The sequence below is a fragment of the Streptomyces sp. AM 4-1-1 genome (genome assembly GCF_029167625.1).
GTDB lineage: Bacteria > Actinomycetota > Actinomycetes > Streptomycetales > Streptomycetaceae > Streptomyces.
The window spans coordinates 5,711,658-5,730,135 of the sequence record NZ_CP119145.1; the positions used below are offsets into that span (position 1 = coordinate 5,711,658).

Genomic DNA, 18,478 nt, shown 5'->3' on the forward strand with positions numbered 1-18,478 from the left:
CCCGCTGAGCAGCGAGTAGCGTGGTACCCATGGCTCCGATCTCCACTCCGCAGACCCCCTTCGGGCGGGTCCTCACCGCCATGGTCACGCCCTTCACGGCGGACGGCGCACTCGACCTCGACGGCGCTCAGCGGCTCGCCGTCCAGCTGGTGGACGCAGGCAACGACGGCCTGGTCGTCAACGGCACCACCGGTGAGTCCCCGACCACCAGCGACTCGGAGAAAGACCAGCTGGTACGGGCGGTACTGGAAGCGGTCGGGGACCGGGCCCACGTGCTCACCGGCATCGGCACCAACGACACCCGGCACAGCGTCGAGCTCGCCCGCACCGCCGAGCGTTCCGGCGCCCACGGCCTCCTCGCGGTCACCCCGTACTACAGCAAGCCGCCGCAGGAAGGACTCCTGCGCCACTTCAGCGCCATCGCCGACGCGACCGGCCTTCCCGTGATGCTGTACGACATCCCCGGCCGCAGCGGGGTACCGATCGACACGGAGACACTGGTCCGTCTCGCCGAGCACCCCCGGATCGTCGCCAACAAGGACGCCAAGGGCGACCTCGGCCGCGCCAGCTGGGCCATCGCCCGCTCCGGTCTCGCCTGGTACTCCGGCGACGACATGCTGAGCCTGCCGCTGCTGTCGGTCGGCGCGGTCGGTTTCGTCTCGGTCGTGGGCCACGTCGTCACCCCCGAACTGCGCGCGCTGATCGAGGCGTACCTCGGCGGCGACGTCCAGAAGGCCACCGAGATCCACCAGAAGCTGCTCCCGGTCTTCACCGGTATGTTCCGCACCCAGGGTGTGATCACCTCGAAGGCCGCGCTCGCCCTCCAGGGACTGCCCGCGGGACCGCTCCGTCTGCCGCTGGTGGAACTCACCCCGCAGGAGACGGCCCAGCTCAAGATCGATCTCGCGGCCGGCGGGGTACAGCTGTAACCAACGACTTCACAACTGAATACGCGGGATCTCCGCGGAAGCACACCTCAGACAACAGCAAGTGCACGAATGACATGCGCGCCACGTGCCCAAGCGGTACGTGGCGCGCGTGGTAAGGAGAGTCTTTTGAGTCATCCGCACCCTGAACTCGGCACGCCGCCGAAGCTCGCCAAGGGCGGCCTCCGGGTCACCCCGCTCGGCGGCCTCGGCGAGATCGGCCGCAACATGACGGTGTTCGAGTACGGCGGCCGCCTGCTCATCGTCGACTGCGGTGTCCTCTTCCCGGAGGAGGAACAGCCGGGGATCGATCTGATCCTTCCCGACTTCACCACGATCCGGGACCGCCTCGACGACATCGAGGGCATCGTCCTCACGCACGGACACGAGGACCACATCGGTGGTGTCCCGTATCTGCTGCGTCTGAAGCCGGACATCCCGCTGATCGGCTCCAAGCTGACCCTGGCGCTGATCGAGGCGAAGCTCCAGGAGCACCGCATCCGCCCGTACACCCTTGAGGTCACCGAGGGACACCGGGAGCGGATCGGCCCGTTCGACTGCGAGTTCGTCGCGGTCAACCACTCCATCCCGGACGCGCTGGCCGTGGCCATCCGCACTCCCGCCGGCATGGTCGTGCACACGGGCGACTTCAAGATGGACCAGCTGCCGCTGGACCGCCGGCTGACGGACCTGCCGACCTTCGCCAGGCTCGGCGAGGAGGGCATCGACCTTCTCCTGTCGGACTCCACGAACGCCGAGGTGCCGGGCTTCGTCCCGCCCGAGCGGGACATCTCCAACGTCCTGCGGCAGGTATTCGCGAACGCCCAGAAGCGGATCATCGTGGCGAGCTTCGCCAGCCACGTCCACCGCATCCAGCAGATCCTGGACGCGGCGCACGAGTACGGCCGCAGGGTCGCGTTCGTGGGCCGCTCCATGGTCCGGAACATGGGCATCGCGCGCGACCTCGGCTATCTGAAGGTTCCGGCGGGCCTGGTCGTCGACGTCAAGACCCTCGACGACCTTCCGGACGACGAGGTCGTGCTGGTGTGCACGGGCTCCCAGGGAGAGCCGATGGCGGCGCTCTCCCGGATGGCCAACCGCGACCACCAGATCCGGATCGTCCCGGGCGACACGGTGATCCTGGCGTCGTCGCTGATCCCGGGCAACGAGAACGCGGTGTACCGCGTGATCAACGGTCTGACCCGCTGGGGCGCCCACGTCATCCACAAGGGCAACGCCAAGGTCCATGTCTCGGGCCACGCCTCGGCCGGCGAGCTGCTGTACTTCTACAACATCTGCAAGCCGAAGAACCTGATGCCGGTCCACGGCGAATGGCGCCATCTGAGGGCCAACGCCGAGCTCGGCGCCCTCACGGGCGTCCCCAAGGACCACATCGTCATCGCGGAGGACGGCGTCGTCGTCGACCTGATCGACGGCAAGGCCAAGATCGTCGGCAAGGTCCAGGCCGGTTATGTGTACGTCGACGGCCTGTCGGTCGGTGACGTCACCGAGAGCTCGCTCAAGGACCGCCGCATCCTCGGTGACGAGGGCATCATCTCGGTGTTCATCGTGGTCGACAGCTCGTCCGGCAAGATCGTGGGCGGGCCGCACTTCCAGGCGCGCGGCTCCGGCATCGAGGACTCGTCCTTCACGGCCGTGGTGCCCAGGGTCGAGGAAGCCCTCAACAAGTCCGCCCAGGACGGAGTGATGGAGCCCCACCAGCTCCAGCAGCTCGTCCGCCGCACGGTGGGCAAGTGGGTCTCGGACACCTACCGCAGGCGTCCGATGATCCTCCCGGTCGTCGTCGAGGTCTGACGCCGAAGGGTCTCCAACACGGAGCGGGGCACCTCGATTTGCATCGGGGCGCCCCGCTCCAGTACGTTTACGGCTCCGCTCGACCGGGAAGCGCCCGGCGCATCCGTGCGCAGGTGTTCTTCCGAACGGGGCGGGAATTCCGACTCAGAAGTTCTGATAAAGTCGGGGTCAGCCGAAAGGCAAAAGGCCACTCCAAAGGCCACCGGAATCAAATTCGGACCGGAAACGGAACGAAAAAGAGTCTGGTAAGGTTGGAAGCACAGAAGGGAAGCGCCCGGAGGAAAGCCCGAGAGGGTGAGTACGAAGGAAGCGTCCGTTCCTTGAGAACTCAACAGCGTGCCAAAAGTCAACGCCAGATATGTTGATACCCCGGCCTGTTTCGGCAGGTTGGTGGTTCCTTTGAAAGTCCTGTTCACCGGTCCTTGTGGCTGGGGGCAGGCAATGACACAGCGAGGACGCTGTGGATGACCGGTCTTATTCCGACCGGTTGTTCCGCTCTCGTGATGTGTGTCCCGATTACGGGAAAACATTCACGGAGAGTTTGATCCTGGCTCAGGACGAACGCTGGCGGCGTGCTTAACACATGCAAGTCGAACGATGAAGCCTTTCGGGGTGGATTAGTGGCGAACGGGTGAGTAACACGTGGGCAATCTGCCCTGCACTCTGGGACAAGCCCTGGAAACGGGGTCTAATACCGGATAATACTCTGTCCCGCATGGGATGGGGTTGAAAGCTCCGGCGGTGCAGGATGAGCCCGCGGCCTATCAGCTTGTTGGTGGGGTGATGGCCTACCAAGGCGACGACGGGTAGCCGGCCTGAGAGGGCGACCGGCCACACTGGGACTGAGACACGGCCCAGACTCCTACGGGAGGCAGCAGTGGGGAATATTGCACAATGGGCGAAAGCCTGATGCAGCGACGCCGCGTGAGGGATGACGGCCTTCGGGTTGTAAACCTCTTTCAGCAGGGAAGAAGCGCAAGTGACGGTACCTGCAGAAGAAGCGCCGGCTAACTACGTGCCAGCAGCCGCGGTAATACGTAGGGCGCAAGCGTTGTCCGGAATTATTGGGCGTAAAGAGCTCGTAGGCGGCTTGTCACGTCGGTTGTGAAAGCCCGGGGCTTAACCCCGGGTCTGCAGTCGATACGGGCAGGCTAGAGTGTGGTAGGGGAGATCGGAATTCCTGGTGTAGCGGTGAAATGCGCAGATATCAGGAGGAACACCGGTGGCGAAGGCGGATCTCTGGGCCATTACTGACGCTGAGGAGCGAAAGCGTGGGGAGCGAACAGGATTAGATACCCTGGTAGTCCACGCCGTAAACGTTGGGAACTAGGTGTTGGCGACATTCCACGTCGTCGGTGCCGCAGCTAACGCATTAAGTTCCCCGCCTGGGGAGTACGGCCGCAAGGCTAAAACTCAAAGGAATTGACGGGGGCCCGCACAAGCAGCGGAGCATGTGGCTTAATTCGACGCAACGCGAAGAACCTTACCAAGGCTTGACATACACCGGAAAGCATCAGAGATGGTGCCCCCCTTGTGGTCGGTGTACAGGTGGTGCATGGCTGTCGTCAGCTCGTGTCGTGAGATGTTGGGTTAAGTCCCGCAACGAGCGCAACCCTTGTCCTGTGTTGCCAGCATGCCCTTCGGGGTGATGGGGACTCACAGGAGACCGCCGGGGTCAACTCGGAGGAAGGTGGGGACGACGTCAAGTCATCATGCCCCTTATGTCTTGGGCTGCACACGTGCTACAATGGCCGGTACAATGAGCTGCGATGTCGTGAGGCGGAGCGAATCTCAAAAAGCCGGTCTCAGTTCGGATTGGGGTCTGCAACTCGACCCCATGAAGTCGGAGTTGCTAGTAATCGCAGATCAGCATTGCTGCGGTGAATACGTTCCCGGGCCTTGTACACACCGCCCGTCACGTCACGAAAGTCGGTAACACCCGAAGCCGGTGGCCCAACCCCCTTGTGGGGAGGGAGCTGTCGAAGGTGGGACTGGCGATTGGGACGAAGTCGTAACAAGGTAGCCGTACCGGAAGGTGCGGCTGGATCACCTCCTTTCTAAGGAGCATCTAGACCCTGCGAGGGGTCCAGAGCCACTACGTCGGCATCTGTCCGGCGGTGGTCAGCTCATGGGTGGAACGTTGACTATTCGGTCTGGTTGGGTCTTGTTCATTAGTACTGCTTCGGCGTGGAACGTGAAAAAGGTTTGACTGGTCCGGGCACGCTGTTGGGTGTCTGAGGGTATGGCCGTATGGTCGCCTTCGGTTGCCGGCCCCAGTGCACTCACCTTTCGGGGTGGGGTGATGGGTGGCTGGTCGTTGTTTGAGAACTGCACAGTGGACGCGAGCATCTGTGGCCAAGTTTTTAAGGGCGCACGGTGGATGCCTTGGCACCAGGAACCGATGAAGGACGTGGGAGGCCACGATAGGCCCCGGGGAGCTGTCAACCAAGCTTTGATCCGGGGGTGTCCGAATGGGGAAACCCGGCAGTCGTCATGGGCTGTCACCCGCTGCTGAACACATAGGCAGTGTGGAGGGAACGAGGGGAAGTGAAACATCTCAGTACCCTCAGGAAGAGAAAACAACCGTGATTCCGGGAGTAGTGGCGAGCGAAACTGGATGAGGCCAAACCGTATGTGTGTGATACCCGGCAGGGGTTGCGCATGCGGGGTTGTGGGAGTTCTCTTGATCAATCTGCCGATTGGTCGGCAAGTCAGAAACCGTTGGTGTAGGCGAAGGACATGCGAAAGGTCCGGCGTAGAGGGTAAGACCCCCGTAGCTGAAACATCAACGGCTTGCTTGAGGATTTCCCAAGTAGCACGGGGCCCGAGAAATCCCGTGTGAATCTGGCGGGACCACCCGCTAAGCCTAAATATTCCCTGGTGACCGATAGCGGATAGTACCGTGAGGGAATGGTGAAAAGTACCGCGGGAGCGGAGTGAAATAGTACCTGAAACCGTGTGCCTACAAGCCGTGGGAGCGTCGCGCATCGAGCTTGCTCGGTGCGTCGTGACTGCGTGCCTTTTGAAGAATGAGCCTGCGAGTTTGCGGTGTGTTGCGAGGTTAACCCGTGTGGGGAAGCCGTAGCGAAAGCGAGTCCTAATAGGGCGTTTTAGTAGCGCGCTCAAGACCCGAAGCGGAGTGATCTAGCCATGGGCAGGTTGAAGCGGAGGTAAGACTTCGTGGAGGACCGAACCCACCAGGGTTGAAAACCTGGGGGATGACCTGTGGTTAGGGGTGAAAGGCCAATCAAACTCCGTGATAGCTGGTTCTCCCCGAAATGCATTTAGGTGCAGCGTCGTGTGTTTCTTGCCGGAGGTAGAGCACTGGATAGGCGATGGGCCCTACCGGGTTACTGACCTTAGCCAAACTCCGAATGCCGGTAAGTGAGAGCGCGGCAGTGAGACTGTGGGGGATAAGCTCCATGGTCGAGAGGGAAACAGCCCAGAGCATCGACTAAGGCCCCTAAGCGTACGCTAAGTGGGAAAGGATGTGGAGTCGCAGAGACAACCAGGAGGTTGGCTTAGAAGCAGCCATCCTTGAAAGAGTGCGTAATAGCTCACTGGTCAAGTGATTCCGCGCCGACAATGTAGCGGGGCTCAAGCGTACCGCCGAAGTCGTGTCATTTCAGCATGTACTCCTAACGGGGGCTGGGATGGGTAGGGGAGCGTCGTGTGCCGGGTGAAGCAGCCGCGGAAGCGAGTTGTGGACGGTTCACGAGTGAGAATGCAGGCATGAGTAGCGATACACACGTGAGAAACGTGTGCGCCGATTGACTAAGGGTTCCTGGGTCAAGCTGATCTGCCCAGGGTAAGTCGGGACCTAAGGCGAGGCCGACAGGCGTAGTCGATGGACAACCGGTTGATATTCCGGTACCCGCTTTGAAACGCCCAGTACTGAATCAGGCGATGCTAAGTCCGTGAAGCCGGCCTGATCTCTTCGGAGTTGAGGGTAGTGGTGGAGCCGACGGTCCAGACTTGTATTAGGTAAGCGATGGGGTGACGCAGGAAGGTAGTCCAGCCCGGGCGGTGGTTGTCCCGGGGTAAGGGTGTAGCCCGTTGTGCAGGTAAATCCGTGCAACATGGAGGGTGAGACCTGATGCCGAGCCGATTGTGGTGAAGTGGATGATCCTATGCTGTCGAGAAAAGCCTCTAGCGAGTTTCATGGCGGCCCGTACCCTAAACCGACTCAGGTAGTCAGGTAGAGAATACCGAGGCGTTCGGGTGAACTATGGTTAAGGAACTCGGCAAAATGCCCCCGTAACTTCGGGAGAAGGGGGGCCATTTCTGGTGATTGGGCTTTGCTCCATGAGCTGGGGGTGGCCGCAGAGACCAGCGAGAAGCGACTGTTTACTAAAAACACAGGTCCGTGCGAAGCCGTAAGGCGATGTATACGGACTGACGCCTGCCCGGTGCTGGAACGTTAAGGGGACCGGTTAGTGCGCTTTCGGGTGTGCGAAGCTGAGAACTTAAGCGCCAGTAAACGGCGGTGGTAACTATAACCATCCTAAGGTAGCGAAATTCCTTGTCGGGTAAGTTCCGACCTGCACGAATGGCGTAACGACTTCTCGACTGTCTCAACCATAGGCCCGGTGAAATTGCACTACGAGTAAAGATGCTCGTTTCGCGCAGCAGGACGGAAAGACCCCGGGACCTTTACTATAGTTTGATATTGGTGTTCGGTTCGGCTTGTGTAGGATAGGTGGGAGACTGTGATGTGGCCACGCCAGTGGTTGCGGAGTCGTCGTTGAAATACCACTCTGGTCGTGCTGGATGTCTAACCTGGGTCCGTGATCCGGATCAGGGACAGTGTCTGATGGGTAGTTTAACTGGGGCGGTTGCCTCCTAAAGAGTAACGGAGGCGCCCAAAGGTTCCCTCAGCCTGGTTGGTAATCAGGTGTTGAGTGTAAGTGCACAAGGGAGCTTGACTGTGAGACCGACGGGTCGAGCAGGGACGAAAGTCGGGACTAGTGATCCGGCGGTGGCTTGTGGAAGCGCCGTCGCTCAACGGATAAAAGGTACCCCGGGGATAACAGGCTGATCTTCCCCAAGAGTCCATATCGACGGGATGGTTTGGCACCTCGATGTCGGCTCGTCGCATCCTGGGGCTGGAGTCGGTCCCAAGGGTTGGGCTGTTCGCCCATTAAAGCGGTACGCGAGCTGGGTTTAGAACGTCGTGAGACAGTTCGGTCCCTATCCGCTGTGCGCGTAGGAATATTGAGAAGGGCTGTCCCTAGTACGAGAGGACCGGGACGGACGAACCTCTGGTGTGCCAGTTGTCCTGCCAAGGGCATGGCTGGTTGGCTACGTTCGGAAAGGATAACCGCTGAAAGCATCTAAGCGGGAAGCCTGCTTCGAGATGAGTATTCCCACCCCCTTTGAGGGGTTAAGGCTCCCAGTAGACGACTGGGTTGATAGGCCAGATGTGGAAGCCTGGTAACGGGTGGAGCTGACTGGTACTAATAGGCCGAGGGCTTGTCCTCAGTTGCTCGCGTCCACTGTGTTGGTTCTGAAATAATGAACGGCTGTGTTGTTGTCCGGTTGGTTCACATTTTCATAGTGTTTCGGTGGTCATTGCGTTAGGGAAACGCCCGGTTACATTCCGAACCCGGAAGCTAAGCCTTTCAGCGCCGATGGTACTGCAGGGGGGACCCTGTGGGAGAGTAGGTCGCCGCCGAACTATTTGTGACGGGAAAGCCCCGTGCCCTTGTGGCACGGGGCTTTCCCGCGTTCCCGGCCGGGCGCGGTGTTGTGCTCTCCGGTCGTGGCCCGGAGAGAGTGGGAGTGAAGCTCCCGTAGAGTCGTTGGGGAGCCGTCGGCGAGTCGGCCGAGATTCATGGCGGTGATGGTTCGGATCTCCCGCCGCTTCGGGGTATGATCTATCCGTTGCCACAGCGCAGCAGGCCCCAATAGCTCAGTCGGTAGAGCGTCTCCATGGTAAGGAGAAGGTCTACGGTTCGATTCCGTATTGGGGCTCAGCAGGACGAAAGGCCCCCGCCTCTTGGCGGGGGCCTTTCGTGTGTTCAGGGTGCCTTCGTGGCCGAACTAGTGCCCCTCCCGGCAGGCTTTGCCCTGTCGCGTCGCCCAGCACGCACGCTCGCCGCGTTGGCCAAAAGCCCTGGTAGCTCCGCTACGAGGACTTCCGGCCGCCTTGCGATCACACGCACCGGACGACGCTCCTTGACGGGCAAACATTGCCGGTCACGGCACTAGAGGATGTGTGGTTCGGGGACGCGCATGGCCAGGATCGCCATGTCGTCGGAGGCGGGCTCCGCGGCGAAGCGCTCGACCGCCCGCAGGACCCGGGACGCCACCGCGCCGGCCGTCAGGCCCGTACACGTCGTCAGGACCTCTGCCAGGCCGTCGTCACCCAGCATGCGCGTGCCCTCTCGACGCTCGGTGACCCCGTCCGTCACACAGAGCAGGACATCGCCCGGGTCGAGCGTGACGGTCTGCTCGAACAGCTCCAGGTCGTCGATGACACCGAGCAGCGGCTGCGGCTCGGCGGCCGGTTCGACCGTGCCGTCCTGGTGCAGTCGCAGGGGCAGTGGATGGCCCGCGCAGACGACCTTGAGGAGGGCGCTGCCGTCCTCCTGCGGCCACAGCTCGCCGTACAGCAGGGTCAGGAAGCGGCTGCGGGCGCCCTCGTCGAGGATGGCGGCGTTGAGCCGCTCCAGGACAGCGGGGCCGCCGAAGCCCTCGCGGGCCAGCAGACGCAGGGCGTGGCGGGCGAGGCCGGTGACCGCGGCCGCCTCCGGACCCGTACCGCAGACGTCACCGATGGCGAAGCCGTACGCGCCGTCGCGGATCGGGAAGACGTCGTAGAAGTCGCCGCCGACCTCGTTGCCCTCGCCCGCCGCACGGTAGATGACCTCGATCTCGACGTTGGGGACGTCGGGCAGGCCCGGGGGCAGCAGGCTGCGCTGGAGGGCCTGGCTGATCGCGGTGCGCTCCGAGTAGAGGCGGGCGTTGTCCAGGGCGAGCGCGGCCCGGCGGGAGAGGTCCTCGGCCAGCTCCAGGATCTCCTGGCGGAAATGGTCGTCGGACGGCTTGCCGAGCGTGAGCATGCCGATGACCCGGTTACGGGCGACGAGGGGCAGCACCACCGTCTCACCGCCGACCGCGGCGGCCGTGGCGAGCGTCGTGCGGATGTCCGCGCTGCCGGCCGGGGTCTCCTCAAGGCCGCGACGGCGCATCGACGTCCTCAGCGCGGCCTCGTGGGCGGCCTCGGACGGCGCGGACCAGACCCGGGCACCGGGGGCCGGGACCGGCTCCGGCGGCGAGATGTCGGCGAGCAGGGCTTTGAGGCCGTCGATCCGCTCCTCGTCCTCGTGCAGCACGAAGGACAGGTACGGCTCCGACGACTGGTCGGCGATCGTGTAGACGGCACACCAGGAAGCCAGGGTGGGGACCGTCATCTGGGCCATCAGGGCCAGGGTCTGGTCCCGGTCGAGCGTGCCCGCCAGCAGGTCGGACGCCTCGACCAGGAAGGACAGCGACCCCCGGCGCAGCCGCTCCAGCTCACCGAGGCGGGCCGACTCGACGGCGAGCGCGATACGGTCGGCGGCGAACTGAAGACGCAGCGCCTCCTCGTTGCTGTACCGGCCCGGTGCTTCGGCCGCGACGCCCAGCGAACCGGTGAGACGGCCCTCGACCTTCAGCGGGACGGTGACCACGGAACGCATCCCGGTGTCGTTGAGCAGCGGTACGGCGCCGGGGACGGCGGTCAGGTCCTCGTGGACGGCCGGCATCCGCGCCGAGCCGTACCGTCCGCTGCCGGCCTCGACGGGAACCCGGGCGAAACGCTGGCGTGCGGACGGCAGGCCCGTGGTGGCCCGTACCTCCAGTTCCGTCTCGTCGTCGGTGGCCAGCAGCAGGAAGGCCGAGTCGGCCTCAAGCATGTCGCGCGCCCGCTCGACGGTCCGCTGGAGCAGGCCGTCGAGGTCGTCGGGGGCGGGGGAGCCGATGAAGACCTCGAACGGATCGGTCGTACGGCTCTCGGAAGCGAGATCGGAGACCGGGGTGCGAGCCGGGGTCTGGAGCACGGCGCGTTCGTACTCACGGACGAGCAGGCAGACCGTCGACGGTTCGCCCTCGGTGTCGCGGACCCGTAGATGCGAGGCGTAGACGGGGATGACGCGGCCGTCGGCGCTGCGGATGCCGTAACTGCCCTCCCACCGGGAGAGCCGGAGGGCGTCCGCGCTGCCGGTGTTCGTGCCGGGCGTGTGGGGCCAGGCGAGGAATTCGGCGAGCTGCTTGCCGGTGACCTGTTCGGCGTCATAACCGAAGAGGAACGCGGCGTCGTCGTTCCAGGCGGCGACGGAACCCGAGCCGTCGATCTGGACCACGGCCACGCGGACGCGTTCGTCGGTGACCGGGAGGAGTTCCGTGGGCAGTACCGGTCCGGCCGAGCGGACGCCGACCGGCCGGTCGGGAAGATCCAGTTGGAACCAGACATGCTTGCGGGTCGGTGAGTACTCGACGCCCCAGCGGGAGGCGAGTGCCGCGCAGAGCAGCAGACCACGGCCGTTCTCACGGTCCGGGCTGCCGAAGTCCAGAGCGGTGCTCTGGAGCGGGACCTCCCGTTCCGGGTAGTGGTCGGCGACCTCGACCCGTACGCCGTCCTCCGTACGCAGACACAGCACGTCCGCGGCGGTGCCCGCGTGTACGACCGCGTTGGTGACCAGTTCGCTGGTGAGGACGACGGCGTCGTCGACGATGTCGGTGTACCCCCAGCCCTGGAGGGTGTCGCGGACAAAGGCGCGGGCGGTCGCGACAGAGCGCCCGACCGGGTCGAAGGTGGCAGCCGCGCGCGCGGTGATCACAGCACTCCCCATATGGTGTCTCGTCGCTTCCCCGAGTCCTGTGCCCGTTTATCGCCGCTTCGATTCGCCTGCCAGGCTAGACGCTCGCTACCGGTCCCGGATACGCGAGGCCCGGCTTCGGAGGCGGGCGGGCCCGCCGGTGTGCGTGACCGACCGCATACGCTCTTCCCAACGGGGTGACGTGGACGAGTGTCGGCGGGTGTGCTCGGGCCGGTTCCGGCCTGGTACGTTTCAACGATTTGACGTCCGCATGGTCACCCGTCAACGGTTGGCCGTGTGGCGGTGAGCCGAAGTGGAAGTCTGGGCAAGCTCCCGGACGAGGCCCTAGCTGGACGGTCAACCCCTGCGGGAGGGACACGGTGGAGTCTGACGTGGCGGCGCGGGGTACAGACACGCGCACAAGAGGCGGACAGTCCGTGAAGAAACAGCGCAACGGAACCATCGAGGTCGACGCGGCATCTCTGAACAGGCTGCTGTCGGCCATGGTGGCGATGCGCGACGGGAACTTCCGCAGACGTCTGACCGTGTCCGGCGACGGCGTGATGACGGAGATCGCGGCGGTCTTCAACGAGGTCGCGGACCGTAATCTCCACCTCACGGGTGAACTGGCACGGGTACGGCGTGTGGTCGGCCGGGAGGGCAAGCTCACCGAGCGCCTGGAGAAGGGGACCTGTGAGGGTTCCTGGGCGGCGGCGATCGACGCCTCGAACGAACTGGTCGACGATCTGGCGCGACCGGTCTCCGAAGTCGGGCGGGTGCTGTCGGCGGTGGCCGACGGCGATCTGGAACAGCGGATGGAGCTGCGGTCGCACACGGCCGACGAGACCGTCCGGCCGTTGCGCGGCGAGTTCCTGAAGGTCGCCCGTACGGTCAACAACCTCGTCGACCAGCTGTCGGCGTTCACCGAACAGGTGACGCGCGTAGCGGTCGAGGTGGGTACGGAGGGCAAGCTGGGCGGCCAGGCCCAGGTGCGCGGCATGTCGGGGTCGTGGAAGGACCTCACGGACTCCGTGAACACCATGGCGTACCGGCTGACCGCCCAGGTGCGTGACATCGCCCTCGTGACGACGGCCGTCGCCAAGGGCGATCTGTCGCGGAAGGTCACCGTCCATGTGGCCGGGGAGATGCTCCAGCTGAAGAACACCGTCAACACGATGGTCGACCAGCTGTCCTCGTTCTCCTCCGAGGTCACCCGGGTCGCACGTGAGGTCGGCACCGAGGGCGAGCTGGGGGGGCAGGCCCAGGTGCCGGGGGTCGCCGGGGTCTGGAAGGACCTCACCGACTCCGTCAACACGATGGCGGGGAACCTGACGTCCCAGGTGCGCGGCATCGCCGAGGTGACGACGGCGGTCGCCAGCGGCGACCTGTCGCAGAAGGTCACGGTGACCGCGCGGGGCGAGGTCGCGCAGCTGGCCGAGACGATCAACCAGATGACCGAGACGCTGCGGACCTTCGCGGACGAGGTCACCCGGGTGGCGAGCGAGGTCGGCGGTGAGGGGCTGCTCGGTGGCCAGGCGCAGGTGCCGGGCGCCGCGGGCACGTGGAAGGACCTGACGGACTCCGTCAACACGGTCTTCCGGAACCTCACGACCCAGGTGCGGGACATCGCGCAGGTGACCACGGCGGTGGCCAGTGGCGACATGTCGCAGAAGGTCACCGTGGACGTCGCGGGCGAGATGCTTGAGCTGAAGAACACCGTCAACACCATGGTGGACCAGCTTCAGTCCTTCGGGTCCGAGGTGACCCGGGTGGCCCGTGAGGTCGGTGTCGAGGGACGGCTGGGCGGTCAGGCCGAGGTGCCGGGCGCGGCCGGGACCTGGAAGGACCTCACCGACTCGGTGAACACGGCGTTCCGGAACCTGACCGGTCAGGTGCGGGACATCGCGCAGGTGACGACGGCGGTCGCGAACGGCGATCTGTCGCAGAAGGTCACCGTGGACGTCGCGGGCGAGATGCTTGAGCTGAAGAACACCGTCAACACCATGGTGGCGCAGCTGTCGTCCTTCGCCGACCAGGTGACGAGGATGGCCCGAGACGTGGGGACGGAGGGCCGCCTCGGTGGCCAGGCGCGGGTCGACGGCGTCTCCGGTACCTGGAAGGAACTCACCGACTCCGTCAACTTCATGGCGGGCAATCTCACCGATCAGGTGCGTCAGATCGCTCAGGTGACGACGGCCGTCGCGCGGGGCGACCTGTCGCAGAAGATCGATGTGGACGCGCGGGGCGAGATCCTGGAGTTGAAGAACACCATCAACACGATGGTGGACCAGCTCTCCGCGTTCGCCGAGCAGGTGACCCGGGTGGCGCGCGAGGTGGGCACGGACGGCAGGCTCGGTGGCCAGGCGCGGGTGCCCGGGGTGGCCGGTGTCTGGCGCGATCTGACCGACTCGGTGAACGGCATGGCGGGGAACCTCACCGACCAGGTCCGCAGCATCGCCCAGGTGGCCACCGCGGTGGCGCGCGGTGATCTCTCGCAGAAGATCGACGTGGACGCGCGGGGCGAGATCCTGGAGCTGAAGAACACCCTCAACACGATGGTGGACCAGCTCTCGAACTTCGCCGAGCAGGTGACGAGGGTCGCCCGCGAGGTCGGCACGGCGGGCATCCTGGGCGGCCAGGCCGAGGTGCAGGGCGTCTCGGGTACGTGGAAGGACCTGACCCAGTCCGTCAACGGCATGGCGAACAACCTGACCATGCAGGTCCGCAACATCGCCGAGGTCACCACCGCGGTCGCCAAGGGCGACCTGTCGAAGAAGATCACCGTCGACGCCAAGGGCGAGATCCTTGAGCTGGTCACGACCGTCAACACCATGGTCGACCAGTTGCTGAACTTCGCGGACGAGGTGACACGCGTCGCACGTGAGGTCGGTACCGAGGGCATCCTCGGCGGTCAGGCGCGGGTGCGTGGTGCGACCGGCATCTGGAAGGACCTCAGCGACAACGTCAACCTGATGGCCAACAACCTCACCAGTCAGGTGCGGAACATCTCGCGGGTCTCGTCCGCCGTCGCCAACGGCGATCTGACGAAGAAGGTCACCGTCGAGGCGCGCGGTGAGGTCGCCGAGCTGGCCGACACCGTCAACACGATGGTGACCACCCTGTCGTCGTTCGCCGACGAGGTGACACGCGTCGCACGCGAGGTGGGTACGGAGGGCGAGCTGGGCGGTCAGGCCCGCGTCCCGGGCGTCTCCGGCACCTGGAAGGACCTCACCGAGTCCGTGAACTCGATGGCGTCCAACCTCACCGGTCAGGTGCGCCAGATCGCCACGGTCACCACCGCCATCGCCAAGGGTGATCTCACCAAGAAGATCGACATCGACGCGCGCGGTGAGATCCAGGAGCTGAAGAACACCATCAACACGATGGTCGACCAGCTGTCGTCCTTCGCGGAGCAGGTGACCAGAGTGGCCCGTGAGGTGGGCACCGAGGGGCAGCTGGGCGGCCAGGCCCGCGTGCGGGACGTCGACGGCACCTGGCGCGACCTCACCGAGTCGGTGAACGAGATGGCCGGGAACCTCACCCGGCAGGTGCGCGCCATCGCGGCCGTCGCGACCGCGGTGACCCGCGGCGATCTGAACCTGAAGATCGACGTGGACGCGGCCGGCGAGATCCAGGTGCTCCAGGACAACATCAACACGATGATCGCCAACCTGCGCGACACCACGCTCGCCAACAAGGAACAGGACTGGCTCAAGGGCAATCTCGCCCGGATCTCCGGTCTGATGCAGGGCCGCCGCGATCTGGACGACGTCGCCTCGCTGATCATGAGCGAGCTGACCCCGGTGGTCTCCGCCCAGCACGGCGCGTTCTTCCTCGCGATGGGGACCGGCGACACGGACGAGGTCGGCTCGGACGACGCCGACGACAACGCGTACGAGCTGCGGATGCGCGGCAGTTACGGGTACTCGGCAGGCTCGATGCCGACCTCCTTCCGGCCGGGCGAGACACTGATCGGCACGGCCGCCGAGGAGAAGCGCACCATCCAGGTGGACAACGTGCCGCCCGGCTATCTGAAGATCTCCTCGGGTCTCGGCGAGGCGCCGCCGGCCCATGTGATCGTGCTGCCGGTGCTGTTCGAGGGGAAGGTCCTCGGAGTGATCGAGCTGGCGTCGTTCCAGCCGTTCACCCACATCCAGCGGGACTTCCTGAACCAGCTCGCCGAGATGATCGCGACGAGTGTCAACACCATCAGCGTCAACACGAAGACGGAGAAGCTCCTTGAGCAGTCGCAGGAGCTGACCGAACAGCTCCGCGACCGTTCGCAGGAGCTGGAGAACCGGCAGAAGGCCCTTCAGGCGTCCAACGCGGAACTGGAGGAGAAGGCCGAGCTGCTGGCCCGGCAGAACCGGGACATCGAGGTGAAGAACACCGAGATCGAGGAGGCCCGGCAGGTCCTTGAGGAGCGCGCCGAACAGCTCGCGGTCTCGATGCGCTACAAGTCCGAGTTCCTGGCGAACATGTCGCACGAGCTGCGTACCCCGCTCAACTCGCTGCTCATCCTGGCGAAACTGCTGGCGGACAACGCCGAGGGCAATCTGTCGCCGAAGCAGGTGGAGTTCGCCGAGACGATCCACGGAGCCGGTTCCGATCTGCTCCAGCTGATCAACGACATCCTCGACCTGTCGAAGGTCGAGGCGGGCAAGATGGACGTCAGCCCGACCAGGATCGCGCTGGTCCAGCTGGTCGACTACGTCGAGGCGACGTTCCGGCCGCTGACCGCCGAGAAGGGGCTCGACTTCTCCGTACGGGTGTCGCCGGAACTGCCCGCGACGCTGCACACGGACGAGCAGCGGCTGCTCCAGGTGCTGCGCAACCTGCTGTCCAACGCGGTGAAGTTCACGGACACGGGCGCGGTCGAGCTGGTGATCCGGCCGGCGGGTACCGATGTGCCGAACGCGATCCGTGAGCAGTTGCTGGAGGCCGGTTCGCTGCGCGAGGTGGACGGTGACCTGATCGCGTTCTCGGTCACCGACACCGGTATCGGGATCGCGTCCAGCAAGATGCTGGTCATCTTCGAGGCGTTCAAGCAGGCGGACGGGACGACCAGTCGCAAGTACGGCGGTACCGGGCTCGGTCTCTCGATCAGCCGGGAGATCGCCCGGCTGCTGGGAGGCGAGATCCACGCGGCGAGCGAGCCGGGACGGGGCTCGACGTTCACGCTGTACCTGCCGTTGCACCCCAGCGAGTTGCCGCCGCAGGGCTATCCGCACATCGGGCCGGGGCCCGCCGAGTCGCACGGGGGCGTGGGTGACGACGGGGCGCGCGGGGAGACGTCCGGGCCCGTCGACGCGACGCGTCCGGTCGACGGACCGGCCGGTGCCGCGGGGCTGTTCCGGCACCGGCGCAAGGCGCTGGGAGCGGGGGAGCGGCGGCCCGCGCTGCCTCCGAGGCCGGCCGCCGAGCCGGCGCCGCAGGAGTCGTGGGTGCCGAGCACGGGTGGTCAGGAGGAGCCGGAGGCACGCAGGACGTTCCGGTTCCGCGGCGAGAAGGTGCTGATCGTCGACGACGACATCCGTAACGTCTTCGCGCTCACCAGCGTGCTGGAGCAGCACGGCCTCTCCGTGCTGTACGCGGAGAACGGCCGCGAGGGCATCGAAGTCCTGGAGCAGCACGACGATGTGACGGTCGTGCTGATGGACATCATGATGCCGGAGATGGACGGATACGCGACGACGACGGCGATCCGCCGGATGCCGCAGTTCGCCGGGCTGCCGATCGTCGCGCTCACCGCGAAGGCGATGAAGGGCGACCGGGAGAAGGCGATCGAGTCGGGTGCTTCGGACTACGTCACCAAGCCCGTCGACTCCGATCACCTGCTCTCCGTGATGCAGCAGTGGATGCGTGGAGAGTGAGTGCCGGGCGGGCTTGAAGGGGCGCGACAGAGACTGAAAATGCGATGAAGTGCTGATCGGGCGGGGGCAAAGGAGTGTGAGAGGGCCGGATCGGGGGAACCTTCTGATCTCCCACCGCGTTTCCGCTACGTGCGCTGTGACATCCACAGTGACATGGCGGTGACAGGGTGTGGCGACGAGCGGGGTGCGGTTACCATGACCGGCACAAGGACGGACGGCGTATGGGAGTCGTCCCCTGGGGCGGCACCCGGTGCGATTCCGGGGCGAGGAGGACGGGCCATGGTGCAGAAGGCCAAGATCCTCCTGGTCGATGACCGGCCGGAGAATCTGCTGGCGCTGGAGGCCATCCTCTCTGCGCTCGATCAGACACTGGTGCGGGCATCGTCAGGGGAGGAAGCGCTCAAAGCGCTGCTCACGGACGACTTTGCGGTCATTCTGCTGGACGTCCAGATGCCGGGCATGGACGGCTTCGAGACCGCCGCGCACATCAAGCGGCGGGAGCGGACGCGGGACATCCCGATCATCTTCCTCACCGCCATCAACCACGGCCCGCACCACACCTTCCGGGGTTACGCGGCGGGTGCCGTGGACTACATCTCGAAGCCGTTCGACCCCTGGGTGCTGCGCGCCAAGGTGTCGGTCTTCGTCGAGCTGTACATGAAGAACTGCCAACTGCGTGAGCAGGCGGCGCTGCTGAGACTCCAGCTGGAGGGCGGTGGCGGCCCCGGCTCCGGCGACGGCGAGCCCGCCGGGCTGCTGGCCGAACTCTCGGCGCGTCTCGCGGCAGTTGAGGAACAGGCCGAAGCGCTCTCCAAGCAGCTCGACGACGACTCGGCGGACGCCGGAGCGGTGGCGACCGCCGCCCATCTCGAACGCAAGCTGACCGGACTGCGCCGCGCGCTCGACGCGCTGGAGCCCGGTACCGGCGGCGTGAGCGCCTTCCCCGCGCAGAACTGACCGACCGTCCCACCGGCTTCGGCGGCGGTACCGGGCGCCGTGCGTGCCGTCGCGCCCGGTCAGGCGGTCGCAGGGCTGTGGACCGGCAGTGGCCCGTACCACGGTG

At 65.2% G+C, this 18,478-nt stretch carries 5 protein-coding genes, 1 tRNA gene and 3 rRNA genes; 8 read left to right on the plus strand and 1 reads right to left on the minus strand.

Annotated features, from left to right (window positions below):
• Positions 1-29 precede the first annotated feature (29 nt).
• The 6 genes from dapA to PZB75_RS24335 all read left to right on the plus strand — a co-directional run bounded on the left by dapA (position 30) and on the right by PZB75_RS24335 (position 8,714).
• Positions 30-929, plus strand: coding sequence for a 4-hydroxy-tetrahydrodipicolinate synthase (gene dapA / locus PZB75_RS24310; RefSeq protein ID WP_275537416.1), 900 nt, complete (start codon positions 30-32; stop codon positions 927-929).
• Positions 930-1,055: 126 nt separating this feature from the next.
• A complete protein-coding gene (locus PZB75_RS24315) occupies positions 1,056-2,741 on the plus strand; it encodes a ribonuclease J (RefSeq protein ID WP_275537417.1) in 1,686 nt (561 codons plus the stop codon).
• Positions 2,742-3,270: 529 nt separating this feature from the next.
• A 16S ribosomal RNA gene (locus PZB75_RS24320) occupies positions 3,271-4,798 on the plus strand.
• 296 nt (positions 4,799-5,094) lie between these two features.
• Positions 5,095-8,221: ribosomal RNA gene (locus PZB75_RS24325) — 23S ribosomal RNA — on the plus strand.
• A gap of 80 nt (positions 8,222-8,301) precedes the next feature.
• Positions 8,302-8,418 (plus strand): 5S ribosomal RNA (gene rrf / locus PZB75_RS24330).
• Together the 16S, 23S and 5S rRNA genes with 1 tRNA gene alongside form the textbook arrangement of a ribosomal RNA operon.
• Before the next feature lie 223 nt (positions 8,419-8,641).
• Positions 8,642-8,714: transfer RNA gene (locus PZB75_RS24335), tRNA-Thr, on the plus strand.
• A gap of 233 nt (positions 8,715-8,947) precedes the next feature.
• Here PZB75_RS24335 and PZB75_RS24340 read toward each other — a convergent pair.
• The gene (locus PZB75_RS24340; RefSeq protein WP_275537418.1) at positions 8,948-11,563 is read right to left on the minus strand and encodes a SpoIIE family protein phosphatase; all 2,616 of its coding nucleotides are present in this window, start codon (positions 11,561-11,563) and stop codon (positions 8,948-8,950) included.
• A 416-nt stretch (positions 11,564-11,979) separates the two neighbouring features.
• Between PZB75_RS24340 and PZB75_RS24345 the strand changes: the two genes are divergently transcribed.
• Both PZB75_RS24345 and PZB75_RS24350 read left to right on the plus strand, forming a co-directional pair.
• Complete coding sequence (locus tag PZB75_RS24345) at positions 11,980-17,415, plus strand: HAMP domain-containing protein (RefSeq protein WP_275537419.1); 5,436 nt, start codon at positions 11,980-11,982, stop codon at positions 17,413-17,415.
• Positions 17,416-17,694: 279 nt separating this feature from the next.
• Positions 17,695-18,372, plus strand: a complete 678-nt coding sequence (locus PZB75_RS24350; protein WP_275537420.1) for a response regulator — start codon at positions 17,695-17,697, stop codon at positions 18,370-18,372.
• Positions 18,373-18,478 lie beyond the last annotated feature (106 nt).